This is a genomic window from Sorangium sp. So ce321 (assembly GCF_051530195.1).
In the GTDB taxonomy this organism is placed as follows: domain Bacteria; phylum Myxococcota_A; class Polyangia; order Polyangiales; family Polyangiaceae; genus Sorangium.
This window is the reverse complement of record NZ_CP150329.1, coordinates 8,812,856-8,826,652: the sequence shown is the minus strand read 5'-3', so window position 1 is coordinate 8,826,652 and position 13,797 is coordinate 8,812,856. Positions and strand designations below refer to the sequence as shown.

The following is a 13,797-nucleotide window of genomic DNA, read 5'->3' as shown; positions in this document are numbered from 1 at the left end:
TCGGGGGCTTGTTGGGGGGAAATGCTTTTTTGAAATGGGAAGAGGGGCGAGCGCCCATTCACGCTCTGTCACAGCGGGTCTTCGGCGGCGCTCGTCGGCTCCGCTCAAGGAGGGATCATGTTACCTAAACTCTCACGAACCTTGTCGCCGTGCCTCGTCCTGGGCGCCATCGCGCTCGCAGCATGTCAGGTGGATGTGTCGCTCGGCGGGGCAGGCGCCAGCTCGAGCTCGGGAATCGGCGGCGCCGGGGGCGACGGCGGCGGGGGCACGGGCGGCCTCGACACCACCAGCGGCAGCAGCAGCATCGGCGGCACCAGCAGCATCAGCGGCAGCAGCAGCAGCGTCGCCACGGGCACAGGAGGCTGGGAGCCGCCGGAGTTCACGCCGGACAAGGTCGACCTCCTGTTCGTGGTCGACAACTCCGGCTCGATGGCTGACAAGCAAGAAGTCCTGCGCCTGGCGCTCGCCGACTTCGTCTCCGGCATCACCAACCCGACCTGCGTGGACCCGACCGGTTCCCCGGTGAACGAGCAGCCCTTGAGCGGGCTGAGCGCATGCCCGGAAGGCTCGCTGCGCGTGCGCACCCCGGTGAACGACATGCACATCGGCGTCATCAGCAGCAGCCTCGGCGGCCACGGGTCAGGCGCCTGCCCGCCGACGACGTCCAATTCGAACGATGACAAAGCCCACCTCCTCGCCCGCTCCAATCCGAACGGGGTGAACGATCTGCCGACCTACCAGGACAGAGGCTTTCTCGTGTGGGACGCGACCGGGAGCCACGACCCCGCAGGGGACTCCAATCCGGTCGCGCTCGCCACCAAGCTCAGCAACATCGTGCAAGGGGTCGGGCAGGCAGGGTGCGGCTTCGAGGCGCCCCTCGAGAGCCTCTATCGCTTCCTCGTCGATCCCGAGCCGTACCAGACGATTGCCATCCAGGGTGACCTGGCGGTGCCGGCAGGGATCGACCAGACGGTCCTGCAGCAGCGGAAGGACTTCCTCCGGCCGGACTCGCTCCTGCTCATCGTGATGCTCTCCGACGAGAACGACTGCTCGATCAGGGAGGGAGGCAGGAACTACCTCGTCGCCGAGACGAGGAACGGCTTCCGGATGTGGCGGCCGCGGAGCGAGTGCGCCACCAACCCGAACGATCCTTGCTGCAGATCGTGCACTCAGGACCAGACCGGCTGCCCCGAGGACCCGACCTGCGCCGGCGCTGATGGCTTCGCCGCCAGGCTCTCCGCGGCGGAGGACCCGGTGAACCTGCGGTGCTGGGACCAGAAGCGCCGCTTCGGGTTCGACTTCCTCTACCCGATCGAGCGGTACACCCAGGCGCTCTCGTCACCCACCGTGCTGGACCGGAACGGAGATCTCGTGCAGAACCCGATCTTCTCCGATCTGGATCCCGAGGACGACAACTCGCGGACCCGCGGGCCCCAGCACATCGTGTTCACCGGCGTCGTCGGGGTGCCGTGGCAGGACCTCGCGCGCCTGGACGCGAACGGCCAGCCCGATCTCCTGGGCGGGCTCAATCAGGACGGCCTGCCGGTCGGCGGCAACAAGAGCGCCGCGGAGCTCGGCGATCCGTTGCTCGGTACCTTCAGCAGCACCTGGGAGGTCATCCTCGGCGATCCGGCGAACAACGTCGCGCCCGCGGATCCGTTCATGAACGAGTCGATGGCGCCCCGGTCGGGCGCGAACCCGATCACCGGCGCTCCGACCATCCCGCCGTCCGCCACGGGATGGAACGCGATCAACGGCCGCGAGTACACGATCTCGCAGGGCACTGGAGATCTCCAGTACGCTTGCATCTTCAACCTCCTCGAGGAGCGTGAGTGCGACTCGATGTCCCAGAGCTGCGACTGCAGAGCAATACCGGGCGTGGTCAACGACAGCCCGCTCTGCAGGCCCGAAGCCGGGAACGATCCGGGAGACCCCCAGCCCCGGACCACGACGCAGGTCAAGGCCAAGGCGTACCCCGGCATCCGCGAGCTGCAGCTGCTCAAGAGCCTCGGCGATCGCGGCGTCGCCGGCTCGATCTGCCCGGCGCAGATCGAGGACCCCTCCTCGCCCGACTACGGCTATCGGCCGATCATGAACTCGGTGCTCGATCGGCTCTCCACCGCGCTCTGAGCGCGACGGCGAGCGATCGACGCGACCCGTGCACGGGGCGGCGCGCGGAATGCAAGCGCCGCCCCGGCGCACATGGGGCGAGGACCTCCGCGCTGGAGGTCCGCCAATCCTCCAGCCAGACCGTTGGCACAACCGAGCCACAGCGAGACATCGCGATCGCGGTGCCCGCGCCGGAGACCGTGAGCTCCGCGCGAAATCCTGCGATTTTCAGTGGCACCGAAGCTGCTTGAAGGCGGACGGGAGCGCGGGACGCCGCTCCTGGACGCTCTGCGGGCGAGCGCAGACCGCCCAGCTCTGCTGGTGGCCTCGACGATCGTGCCGGGGGCGCTTCCCTCGGCGGCGACCGCGCGCCAGGTTTGCCGCGCGGCCGCCCGTCCGGGGGCCGCAGCGGGGTTCGAACATGTACACTACGGAGGTTCTGATGCGCCACAAAGGACTGGCACTCTTGCTCATCGTGATCGGGCTCGTGGGCTGCGCGAAGGAGGACGGCGGCGACACGGGGGAGACGCAGGATCCGCACGAAGCAGAGTCGTGCGGAGGGTTCCTCGGGACGGGCTGTCCAGAGGGGCTCGAGTGCGTCGACGATCGCTCGGACGACTGCGACCCGGCGCACGGCGGGGCGGACTGCCCAGGCGTGTGCGTCGAGGCGCGGCCGACGTTCTGCGGCGGGTTCGCGGGGATCGAGTGCCCGGCGGGGCTCGAGTGCGTGGACGACCCGAGCGACGACTGCGACCCGGCGCACGGCGGGGCGGACTGCGGCGGGATCTGCGTGGAGCCGAAGCCCACCGCGACGTTCTGCGGCGGGTTCGCGGGGATCGAGTGCCCGGAGGGGCTCGAGTGCGTGGACGACCCGAGCGACGACTGCGACCCGGCGCACGGCGGGGCGGACTGCGGCGGGATCTGCGTGGAGCCGAAGCCCACCGGGACGTTCTGCGGCGGCTTCGCGGGGCTCGACTGCCCGGACGGGCTCGTGTGCGTGGACGACCCGAACGACGGCTGCGACCCGGAGCACGGCGGGGCGGACTGCGGCGGGATCTGCGTGGTGGCGGAGCCCGCGCCGCCGTTCTGCGGTGGCATCGCGGGGATCGAGTGCCCGGAGGGGCTCGCGTGCATCGATGACCCGAGCGACGACTGCGCCCCGCCGATCGGCGCGGACTGCGGCGGGATCTGCGTGAAGCGCTGAGCCGGCGCGCGCAGGAGGCGCGACGTCCCGAGGGACGAGCGCGCTCCCTGCGCCGGAGCGCTCCGCGAGGGAGCGCCCCGCGCCGGTGGGCGCTCAGTACCGGTGCTTCCAGAGCAGGTCGAGGGTCGTCGCCGCGTTGCGCTCGCCCGTCGCCATCCCGGCCCGCACGGACCAGTCCCGGCGGAAGCGCCACTCGAGGCTCACCTCGGTACGGTGGCGGGCCTCGGAGCCGCTCTCGGACCCCGCCCCCTGGCCCTGGCCGGTGGGCCCCGCCTCGTAGCTCGCGCTCGCGGTCACCCGCTGCCCGAGCTGGTAGCCCACGGTGGTCTTCAGCGCGCCTTCGTCCGTCGTGTCCAGCTGCGTCTCGAAGTTCCGGAGCGGGCCGATGCTCTGGAGGATCATGTTGATCTGCGCGGACGCGAGCCCGGTGCCCACGCCGGCCGCGACCCCTCCCGCGGCGCTGCTGCCGCCGCCGGAGCCAGGCTCCTCGGTGGAGGTGCCGCCCGCCAGCGTCCCCTCGGCGTACTGCTTGCCGAGCAGGAGCTCGGCGATCACCTCGTTCTCGGGGCGCGGGGGCTCGGAACGGAAGGTGATCTTCTCCTCGGTGATCGGGTTGAGCTCGCCCACATAGTCGATGTAGATGCGCGTCCCCTCCGGCGTGTCGTGGAACGCCTTCACGTTCAGGTACGGGTTCGACGGATCGCCCTGCAGCGCGACGACGCCCGGCTCGATCTCGAACTCCTTGCCGATCACCTCGAGCTTGCCCGAGAGGACCTTCACGTTGCCCTGGATGGTGGTCTCCCCCGCGACCTTGATGCGGAGCGGGTGCGCCGGATCGCCGGACAGCGAGGCCTCCACCATGTCGCCCTCGATGCCGATCCTGCCGAGGTGGACATCCATGACGAGCGGCGTGCCGCCCTTGCTCTGCTTCGCCTCGCCCGTCGGCTCCGCCGGCGCCCGCCGCGCCTCGTACTCTTCCTGGCTGAGGGGCACCGAGGTGGCGATGTCCTCGTTCTCGTCGAGCGGCTGCACGCTCCGCCCGATCGTCGGCGGCAGCGTCAGGTTGAGCGTGGGCACGTCGATGCGGACGGCGATCTGGTCGTCCCGGCCCTGCGCCGCGAGCACCACCTTGCCGCGCACGTCGCCCATCGGCACGCCCTCCAGCGCGATCGGGAGATCCCGGTCCTCCGGGATCTCGAACTCGGCGCGGGCGCTCCGGAAGGCGAAGCCCTCCATCTGGAGCGTCGCCTTGCCGCGGATCTGGCCGCTGCCAGCCTCCGCGCGGATGTCCTCGATGCGGAGCTCGCCGGAGGGGCTCGCGGTGACGCGGAGCGAGGCGTTCTCGAACGGCTGGCCGATCGTGGCGATGTGGACGAGACCCTTCGTGAGGCGCATCTGGCCGGAGAAGCCGGCCTTCGCGCCGAGCCCGAGCCGCACGTCGCCGTCGAGCACGCCGTCGAGCCGGTTCACCGAGCCCTGGACGAACGGCTCCAGCGCCACCAGCCGGAAGCGGTCGACCGAGAGCGACACCTTGGCGTTCTGGTCGTCCGTGAGCGTCGGGATCGCGTTCGCCTCCCACACGATGGGCGCCTCCGCCTTGGCCTCGAGCCGCCCGCCGCCGCGCCCGACGAGCCGCACGCCGGCCACGGCCGCTGTGCGCCCGCCGGCGCCCGGCGGCGCGACGTCGAACGACACCTCGGCGGTGTCGTACTGCGCGTCGGGGCCGAGCTTCAGGCCCGGGAACTCGAGGCGCGCGGCCACCTCGGGGGCCGCCTCGAAGAGGCCCCGCACCGTGACCTCGCCGCGGGCCTGGCCGCTGACCTGCATGTCGGCCAGGATGGGGATCTCGGCGAGCGGGAGGTCCGCGATCTTCGCCTCGAGGCTGCCGTTGCTGAAGAGCGGAGCGCCCGCTGCGTCGCCGAGGAGGGCGGCGGCGTTCGCGCCCAGCTTCGCCGTCGCGGTCAGGTACGTGCGCGGGCCGCGGAAAGCGTACGCGTCGAGCTGGGCCTTTCGCCCGTCGTAGACGAGCAGCGTGTCGAGCCGGAGCTTGCCGAGCGGCGAGGAGCCCCCGGTGCCGCCCACGTTCGTCGCCGTCGCGCGGGCCACGAGCCTGGGCTCGGCCATCGTCCCCGCGAAGTACACGTCGACCCCCGCGCCTCCGGAAAGCACCGGGGTCCGCTTCCCGAAGGCGGCGAGCTCGGCGAGGTCGTTGAGCCGGCGGCGCGGCACCTGGAGGTGCGCCGTGACCGGCATGCGCGGGAGCGCCGCCGCCGGGTTCGCCATGAGCGCCGGCAGATCCGCGTCGAACGCGGCCGAGAGCTCCGCCACGAGCTGGCGATCGAACACCGAGACCGTGACGTTCGCGTCGCCCGTCTTCGCGTCGAGGTCGCCGGCGACCCGCGCGTCGAGCTTCCTCGACACCCACGCGGGCGCGCCTGTCTTCTCGTCGATGGGCCCCGCCGCGCGCAGGCCCTCGGTGCGGACCAGGAGGTTCCGCACCGACGGGAGCCGCTGTCCGGCCTCGCGCACCAGCGCGAGGCGCGCGGTGAGCCGGCCCGCGAGCTCGCTCAGGGCGAGCTTCACCGGCGAGGCCTGCGCCAGGCACCCGAGCTGCCACGCGTCGGCGTCCATGCGCGCCGAGCCCGTGACGGTCTGCCAGGTGCGCCCCGAGAGGAGCGAGCCGCGCAGGTTCGCCGCGCTCCCGTCGACGAGGACCCGCGCGATCGCGCCGTGGCACACGGGCGGCGGCGGCGCCTTCGGGCGCCTCGCCAGGTCGCCGACCGTGGCCGACGGCTTGCCGGGCGTCGCGCCCTGGCGCTGAGCTTCCCGCGACTGCGCCGGCGGCGGCTCGGGCGGCGCGATCAGGCGGACGAGGCCGTCGGCCTTGAGCGCCTCGCCGTCGACGCGCGCGGTCATGTTCATCGAGAGCCGCGGCGCCACGCCCGGAATGGAGCCGTCCTCGAGCTCGACCAGCACGTGCCCGGCGCGGCGCTTCCCCCGGCCGTGCATCGACACGTCGAGGTTGGCGAGGCCGCCGACCCCGAGCGGCACGCCGGCGACCTCCGCGATGCGCCCGAGGTGGAGCGCCGTGCCGCGGAGGTCGCCCTCGAGCTCGTCGCCGACGAGCGACAGGCTCCCCTGGAGCTCCCCCACGCCGTCGCCGCGCAGCGCGAGCTCGCGGACGGCGATGCCGCGATCCCACGCGACGCGGGCCGCCTGCGCGACCATCTCGTCCTCGCCGCGCGCCACCTCGACGCGGATCCGCCGCGCCTCGCTCCGCGCGATGTCGAGATCGGCCGAGGCGGAGATCCGGCGCTCCGCGCTGGCCAGCGACGCGCGGACGCGCGGCGCGGTGACCGGCCCCGCGGCGCTCGCCGCGACGCTGTCGAACGCGTACTGCTGCGCGCGGAGGTCCGCCCCGCGGAACGCGCCCTCGATCGTGAGCTTGTCGAGGGGCCCCGTGGCCCTGGCCCTGACCTCGCCGCGCCCGAGCTGTAGATCGGAGCCGACGCGGAGCCCGGCGACGCGCACGGTCGCCCTGGCGTCGAGCTGGTCGTCCTTGAGCGCGCCCTCGACGTGGAGCGCGGCGCTGCCGTGGATGCCGCTCGGGACGTGCCGCACCGCGCTGAGCGACGGGATCTCGCTCCGCGCCTCGAACTGGATCGCCCCCTCCTTCGAGAGGGCGAAGGTGGCCTCGATCGGCGCGCCGGGCTCGTGGATCGTCGCGGCGGCCCGCAGCGCCCCGCGCTCGAAGGTCGCGCGCGCCTCGGTCGCGGGCACGTGCTGCCCGACGACGAGGAACGGCTCGGTCTTGGCCTCGGCGACGATGCGCGGCCCGCCCTCCTCGTCGAGGGTGATGTCGCCGCGGGCCTCCGCGCTCACCCGCGCGGCCGGGGCCGCCGCGCCGACAAAGGCGCGCGGGTCGAGCTCGGTGATCCGCACCTCGGCCGTGATGCGCTTCGGATCGAGCGCGTCGAGCCGCGCGCGGGCGGTGATCTCGCCGGTCACGGCGTCGTCGCTGACGAGCGGATCGAGCACCGCGACGCGCGCGGTGACGGAGAGGTCCGAGAGCGGCCCGTCCGCCGTGACAAGGACCGAGAGCGGCCGCGCGAGCGGCACGCTGGGGTCGATCGCGAGCGCCGCCTCGGGCGTCACGCGCGCCGACGAGACCCGCGCCGAGAGGCGCTCGTCCTTCAGGGTCCCCTCGGCCGTGATCGGGATGGCGCCGACGCTCCCCTCGAGCTTCGCGGTGAGCGACATGGGCGCGTCGGCGGGGACGTCCACGCTGCCGGCGACGCTGGTCGCCTCGACCGGGACCGGCAGCAGGCGCCGCTCGGTGATGCGCACGCGCTCGAGCGCGTACTGGCTCTGATCGGCGACGACGATGGCGCCGGCGAAGTCCTCGATGGTCGCGTCGATGGGGCTCTCCGGGGCGACCGTGCCGTGGACCGCGGCGCGGTCGAGGACGATGCGCGAGAGCTCGAGGCGGAGCGGCCGCCCGTCCTCTGCGGGCGGCTCCTCCGACGGCTTCGGCGTGAACGCCTGCGCGAGGGTGAGGGCGCCTTGCTGGTCCTGCTCGAGCAGGACGTCCGCGTCACCGACGCGGACGAGCGGGATCGTGATCGCGAGATCCCCGTCGCCGAGGAGGAGCTCCTTCAGGATCGAGAGCGCGTTGAAGTCGGCGTGCACGCCGCTGACGCGCAGGAGCTCCGTGCCGCTGGGGTGGCGCACCGTGACCGTGGAGATATCGGTGGTGAAGAGGCCGAGACGATCGATGTGCGCGATCTCGATCTGTCCCTCCAGGCTGGACCGCAGGATGTCGTTGACGAGCTGCCTTGTCAGGTTGCGCGTCGAGGCGGCGTTCAGGTGAACGACAGCGCCGACCCCCACGGCGGCGACGAACACGCCCCCGAGGCCGACCACGGTGGCCGACACGGCGGCCGCGCGGGCGAGGGCCCGGCGAAAGCGGCCCTGCCGGTGCGGGGCGGCGGCGTGGGACACAGGAGGGAGAGGGGGCTCGTCGGGCATGGTGATCAGCTAGGGATGGCGGTGAGGACCGCAGCGCCGCGAGGCCAACGTAACGCTAAATCCGGAGAGACCCGATGGCCTCATGCAGGGCTCCCCGAGGGCGCGACAGACGGCGCGGCGGCGAGGGGAAGCGGGGCCCCGGCGGCGAAGCCCCGCGCTGCCGAAAGCCCGAGCGCGCCCGCCATCGTGCGACGGCGGGCGCTCGCGCTCCTCGCGCGCCACGGGGCGGAGCTCCGGCCCGCCTACGGTCCGCCCTGCGCGCGCGGGAAATCGTGGCGCGGGACCTCGTAGGGCGACGGGTCGGGGATCTCGTGCGTGTGCGTGGGGGCAGGCACCTCGGGCTGGTGCTTCCCCGGATCCCCTCCGGGCCGCTCCGGTGTCGTCCCCGGGAGCTGGATCTCGCGATCCGGCGACGTGTGGCCGGGCGAGCCCGGCGTCTCCGGCTGCTCGCCGGGAGGGCTCATCATCGGCTGCGGCACGCCGGGCCGCCAGGGCTCGCCGTTCGCTGGTTGAGATGCGTTTCTCATGGCTTCACCCGTTCCTTGGCGTCACGAGGGGACGCGGCGCCCGAGCGCGAGCGAGATCACGGCGAGCACCAGGAAGGCGACGAACAGGATCTTCGCGATCCCCGCGGCGCTCGCGGCGATACCGCCGAAACCGAAGATGGCAGCGATGATCGCGATGATGAAGAAGGTGACAGTCCAGCCGAGCATGTTGTCCTCCAAGGTTTCTCAGGGGGTCGATCCGTTATCTTCGTGGAGACGACCTCAACGCGAGTCTTTAGGCCCTACTGCACCCTCTGTGCCGAGAGGCCGCAGAGGCCGGCGGCTGGCGCGTTCCCCGGCGTTCCGGCCCGGATGAGCCGGCCCGCGTCGGGCCGGGCGCCGACGTTTCCGTCCCGGGACGTGAGCGGGTCCCCATTTCGTGGGGCATGATGCCTCGATCGTGACAGGGTGCACCTGTGCGGGCCGGACCTGGGCGCGCGGCGCCGCGCGCGCCGCGCTGCACCGAGCCTCCACGGGGACGCCCCACAACTTCCCGGATCGGGCGACTCGGGACGAGCTATAAGGACCTGGCCATGCCGAAATCGAAGGTTGCTGTCATCCGCACGTCCCCCGCGACGGTGCTCTCGGACTATCACCGGCTGATGAACCTGGCCGGTTACCAGGACGTGATCGCCAAGGACGCCGACACGGCGCTCAAGGTGAACATCTCCTGGCACTTCTTCTACCCGAGCTCTTCCACGACGCCCTGGCAGCTCGAGGGCGTCATCCGGGCGATGACGCAGGACGGGTACTCGAAGGACCTGATCCACGCGTGCCACAACCGCACGGTCGTCATCGACGCCCACCTGGGCGAGCGGGAGAACAAGCAGATCGACGTCGTTCAGGCGCAAGGCCTGCGCAACGTGCACCTCTACGAGGGGGAGGAGTGGATCCCGATCGGGGACGCGGTCGGCGATCTGCGCAAGAAGTTCCTCTGTCTGAACGAGGTGTACCCGAAGGGGTTCTCGATCCCGAAGCGCTTCATCGGCGAGAACATCATCCACCTGCCCACGGTGAAGACGCACATCTTCACGACGACCACGGGCGCGATGAAGAACGCCTTCGGCGGCCTGCTCAACGAGCACCGGCACTGGACGCACCCCGTCATCCACGAGACGCTCGTGGATCTCCTGATGATCCAGAAGAAGATCCACCGCGGGGTCTTCGCGGTGATGGACGGCACCTTCGCGGGCGACGGGCCTGGGCCGCGCTGTATGGTGCCGCACGTGAAGAACGTCCTGCTCGCGTCCGCGGATCAGGTGGCGATCGACGCGGTGGCGGCGAAGCTGATGGGGTTCGACCCCATGCGCGACTGCAAGTTCGTGCGCCTCGCCCACGACCTCGGCCTCGGGACGGGGGACGTGCGCGACATCGAGCTCGTGGGCGACCTGGACGCGGCGAACGAGAACTGGAACTTCGATGGACCATTCAAGGAGATGACGTTCGCCTCGCGCAACCAGCACCGCATCTACTGGGGTCCGCTGAAGAAGCCGGTGGAGTGGTCGCTCAAGACCTGGCTCGCGCCCTGGGCCTACGTGGCGTCGGTCACGTACCACGACATGTTCTGGTACCCGCGCTACGCGAAGGAGAAGATGGCGCCGGTGCTGGAGAGCCCGTGGGGGCGGCTGTTCGCGAACTGGGGCAAGGTGCAGCCCGACGCCGAGGGGCAGGGGTATCCCGACGTGGGGCCGGCGAGCAACGAGCTCGTCCGGACCGGGGTGCGGCACTTCCTGGAGGGCATGCGCCTCGTGGGGATGGCGGTGGCGGAGTCGCCGGAGATCCAGGTCCGCAAGCGGGCGCGCGCGAAGGCGGCCGGCGGGCGCGGGACGGCGGCGGTGTAGTCCTGGCGGCGCGGCGCGAGCGGCGCCGCGCGCCTACGGCTGTGGCGGCGCGGCGCGAGCGGCGCCGCGCGCCTACGGCTGTGGCGGCGCGGCGCGAGCGGCGCCGCGCGCCTACGGCTGTCTCCTGGGGTCCCGTTCGGCGTCGCCGAGCGGCTTCCGGGACACGACCATGACCATCTGGCCGTGCGACTCGGGGAACACGGCCCGGAACGCGAGCTCGACGTCCACGAGCTGCCCGATCTGGTTCGGGCCGAGCCGCTGGAGGTCGAGCTCGTAGGTGAGGGCTTCGGGCATGAGCCCGATGGGCCGCACTTCCTCCACCGCGAGCCCCTGCTTGCGAACGAGGTCGGCGATCTCCCGCCTCGTGGGAGAGTTGCGTCGCATCTCTTCCATCTGCGCGTGCGAGTAGATGGAGAGAAAGCTGAGGTGCGGGCACTCGATGTCCCAGGTCGACATGATGAAGACGCCGCCCGGCCGCAAGCACCGGTGGACCTCCGCGAGGACGGTCTCCAGCTCTGCGGCGGGGAAGTGCGCCGCGGTCCCCATCATGCACGTGATGAGGTCGAAGTGGGCGTTATCGAAGGGGAGCGACCGGGCGTCTCCCACGCGATAGTCCGGGTTGCGCGCGTTCCCCCTCTTCCGCCTCGCGTACTCCACGGCTTCCGGCTCGACGTCGAGCCCGAACGCCTCGATGCCCATGCCGGCCAGGATCGTCGGATAGCGACCGGTCGCCGCGCCGATGTCGAGGCTGCGCTTGAACGGGCCGTAGCGGCCGACGTTGTCGAGGACGTGGACGAGCTCCAGCGACTTCTTCGCCTCGTCCTCGGGAACGGAGCGGTCGTAGCGCATGTACGCGGCGACGTCGTACTCGAGCCCCGCGCGCCGGCTCGGGTCGACGTTCTCGAGCGCGTGCTCGGTGATGATGTTCAGGATGCGCCGGCGCTCCTTGGCCGTCACCGCGAGCTCCTTGGAGCGCGCATGTAGGATCGGCTGGAGCGACGGGTCCACGTCCACCATCCGCGGCACGTCGGGACCGAGCAACCCGAGCAGCAAGCCGTCGTACCAGTCCGCCTTGGATGGCACCCCTCTCGGTCCCGGAGCCGGCGGGGCGTCGTCGAGCCGCTCGAGCCGCGCGAAGACGTCGCGGTACCCTGGATTGAACGTGAAGAGGACCTCGTAGTACTTGCGCGCTTCGGCCGGCTGCCCGATGTCCTCGTGCGCGCGCGCCAGGCTGTAGAGCGTCCGCCTCGCCTCCTCGGTGATCTGCTGTTCACGGGCCCTGCGGAACGACGACTTCGCGGCGGCTTCGAGCCCGGCCTTCGAGAACGCCTCGCCCGCCCTGGTCAGGCTCTGCAGCCTGAGCTGGTCGTCCTGCCCTGCCCAGATGTAGTGAAGGGCGGCGCGCCTCCAGTCCTGCTGCTCCTGGTAGATCGAGGCGAGCAGAAAGTGGCTCCGCCGGTGGGTCGGGTACGCGGCCGTATCCTCGCGGAGGACCTGGAGCGCGAGGTCGGCCGACGCCTTGTCTCCGAGGAGCGGCGCCCAGTCCTTGAGCCGGCGGACCGCGTAGTCGACGAGCCCGTACTTCCGGAAAGCGGCGACCGCCGTGGCAGCGCACGAGAGCGACTCGCCCCCTCCTCCCGCCCGCTCCACGCGGCCCTCGAGCGCCAGGAGCTCGTCGACCGCCGCGTCGTTCGCGTGGTTCTTCACCACGCGCAGCGTGCCGTCTCCCGATCCCACGACAACCAGCGACGCATCGGAAGAGAGCGACGTCGACCAGACCTCGCCGTCGGTGTAGAGCGACCACAGGAGGCGCCCCTCGCGGTTCGTGATGTACGCCCTGCCGTCGAAGCACCCGAGCGCGGCGGTGCCCTTCGAGGAGACGGCGGCGCCGCAGATCGGGCGCTGCGAGACCACCTCGGTGCGCGTGACCGCGCGCGGATGACCGAGGCGATGCATCATCGCCCGTCCGTCGCGCAGGCCGACCACGCCCCACGCGGCGTCGCGCGAGAGCGCGGCGTGGTAGGTGCCCGTCGGACAGCCTTGGCTGTCCACCACGCTCATGTCGCCGTCGAACAACGTCACCGAGCGATCGTAGGCAGCGGCCAGGATGCGCTGTCCGTCGCCCGAGATGGACACGCCGTAGACGCCGGCGTCCCCGAGCTTGACCCGGGCGACCTCGCCGAAGCGCCCGTTCGCTTCCTGGAACAGATAGGCACAGCCGTCCCAGCTCCCGACCACGAGGCGCTCGCCGTCGTCGGACAGGCTGACGCTCCACACCGGAGCTTCGAGCGCGTGGCGCCACAGCTCCTGCCCCGCGCGGTCGAGCACGAACACCGTGCCCGACGCGGGGTGTTTGGCCGCCGTACCGACGGCGATCCGCGCGCCGTCGGCGGAGATCGCGACCGCCCACGCCTCGTTGTCGAGCGAGCGCCTCCACCTCGGCTCTCCCGTGTCCGAGAAGAGGGCGACGGTCCGGTCGGTGCTCGCCGCCGCGACGAGCGAGGCGTTGGGCGTGGCGGACACGCAGATGACGGGCGAATCGAGGTTCCGGCTCCACACCTCGGTATAGGATGAATCAGGCCAGCCCGAGGCGCCGTGGGGCGCGCGGTCGCCGGGTCGTTTGCTCTCGGATCGGTTGCTCATCGAGTGCTTCCCTCAAGATGAAGAGTCTGCGAGGAGGGCTCAGTCAGCTCAGAAGACCGCGACGCCGAGCTCCACCTCGGACTGCGGCGTCAGGAAGATGGTCGCGCCGCCCTCCCCGGGGACGCCCAGGACGAGCACCTCGGAGATCTCGGGCCCCATCTTCTTCTGACCGAAGTTGATAACGCCGACGATCTGTCGCCCGACGAGATCGTGTTTTTCGTAATTGCGGAATGCACCGCAGGAGACCTTGACGCCGATCTCCGGGCCGAAGTCGATGCGCAGTCGATAGGTCGGCTTCTTCGTCGCGGCGTCTTCTACCGCGACGATGCGCCCGACCCGGATGTCAAGCTTCTCGAAATTGTCGAATCCAGCGATTGGTTTCATGCGCCTTCCTGGGTGACGACCGGACAGAAATTTCCCCCGGCGC

The 13,797-nt window shown here is 71.4% G+C and carries 8 protein-coding genes; 3 read left to right on the top strand and 5 right to left on the bottom strand.

Features of this window, described 5'->3' with window-relative positions; genetic code table 11:
* Positions 1-117 precede the first annotated feature (117 nt).
* A complete protein-coding gene (locus WME89_RS32530) occupies positions 118-2,130 on the top strand; it encodes a hypothetical protein (RefSeq protein WP_438003553.1) in 2,013 nt (670 codons plus the stop codon).
* A gap of 421 nt (positions 2,131-2,551) precedes the next feature.
* Positions 2,552-3,313, top strand: a complete 762-nt coding sequence (locus WME89_RS32525) for a hypothetical protein (protein WP_438003552.1) — start codon at positions 2,552-2,554, stop codon at positions 3,311-3,313.
* 93 nt (positions 3,314-3,406) lie between these two features.
* Here the strand turns inward: WME89_RS32525 and WME89_RS32520 are convergent, their stop codons facing one another.
* From WME89_RS32520 to WME89_RS32510, 3 genes are all read right to left on the bottom strand, one after another.
* Positions 3,407-8,341: a translocation/assembly module TamB domain-containing protein gene (locus WME89_RS32520; protein ID WP_438003551.1), complete on the bottom strand. Its 4,935-nt coding sequence runs from the start codon at positions 8,339-8,341 to the stop codon at positions 3,407-3,409.
* A 242-nt stretch (positions 8,342-8,583) separates the two neighbouring features.
* Complete coding sequence (locus tag WME89_RS32515) at positions 8,584-8,868, bottom strand: hypothetical protein (protein WP_438003550.1); 285 nt, start codon at positions 8,866-8,868, stop codon at positions 8,584-8,586.
* Between the two features lie 21 nt (positions 8,869-8,889).
* Entirely contained in the window at positions 8,890-9,054 is a 165-nt protein-coding gene (locus WME89_RS32510; RefSeq protein WP_081426868.1) for a DUF1328 family protein, read from the bottom strand.
* Between the two features lie 365 nt (positions 9,055-9,419).
* On the opposite strand from WME89_RS32510, the gene WME89_RS32505 reads away from it, so the two are divergent.
* Positions 9,420-10,727: a DUF362 domain-containing protein gene (locus WME89_RS32505; protein ID WP_438003549.1), complete on the top strand. Its 1,308-nt coding sequence runs from the start codon at positions 9,420-9,422 to the stop codon at positions 10,725-10,727.
* 111 nt (positions 10,728-10,838) lie between these two features.
* Here WME89_RS32505 and WME89_RS32500 read toward each other — a convergent pair whose 3' ends face one another.
* Positions 10,839-13,370, bottom strand: a complete 2,532-nt coding sequence (locus WME89_RS32500) for a methyltransferase domain-containing protein (RefSeq protein WP_438003548.1) — start codon at positions 13,368-13,370, stop codon at positions 10,839-10,841.
* A 48-nt stretch (positions 13,371-13,418) separates the two neighbouring features.
* The gene (locus WME89_RS32495) at positions 13,419-13,754 is read right to left on the bottom strand and encodes a protein secretion chaperonin CsaA (protein WP_438003547.1); all 336 of its coding nucleotides are present in this window, start codon (positions 13,752-13,754) and stop codon (positions 13,419-13,421) included.
* Positions 13,755-13,797: the final 43 nt, after the last annotated feature.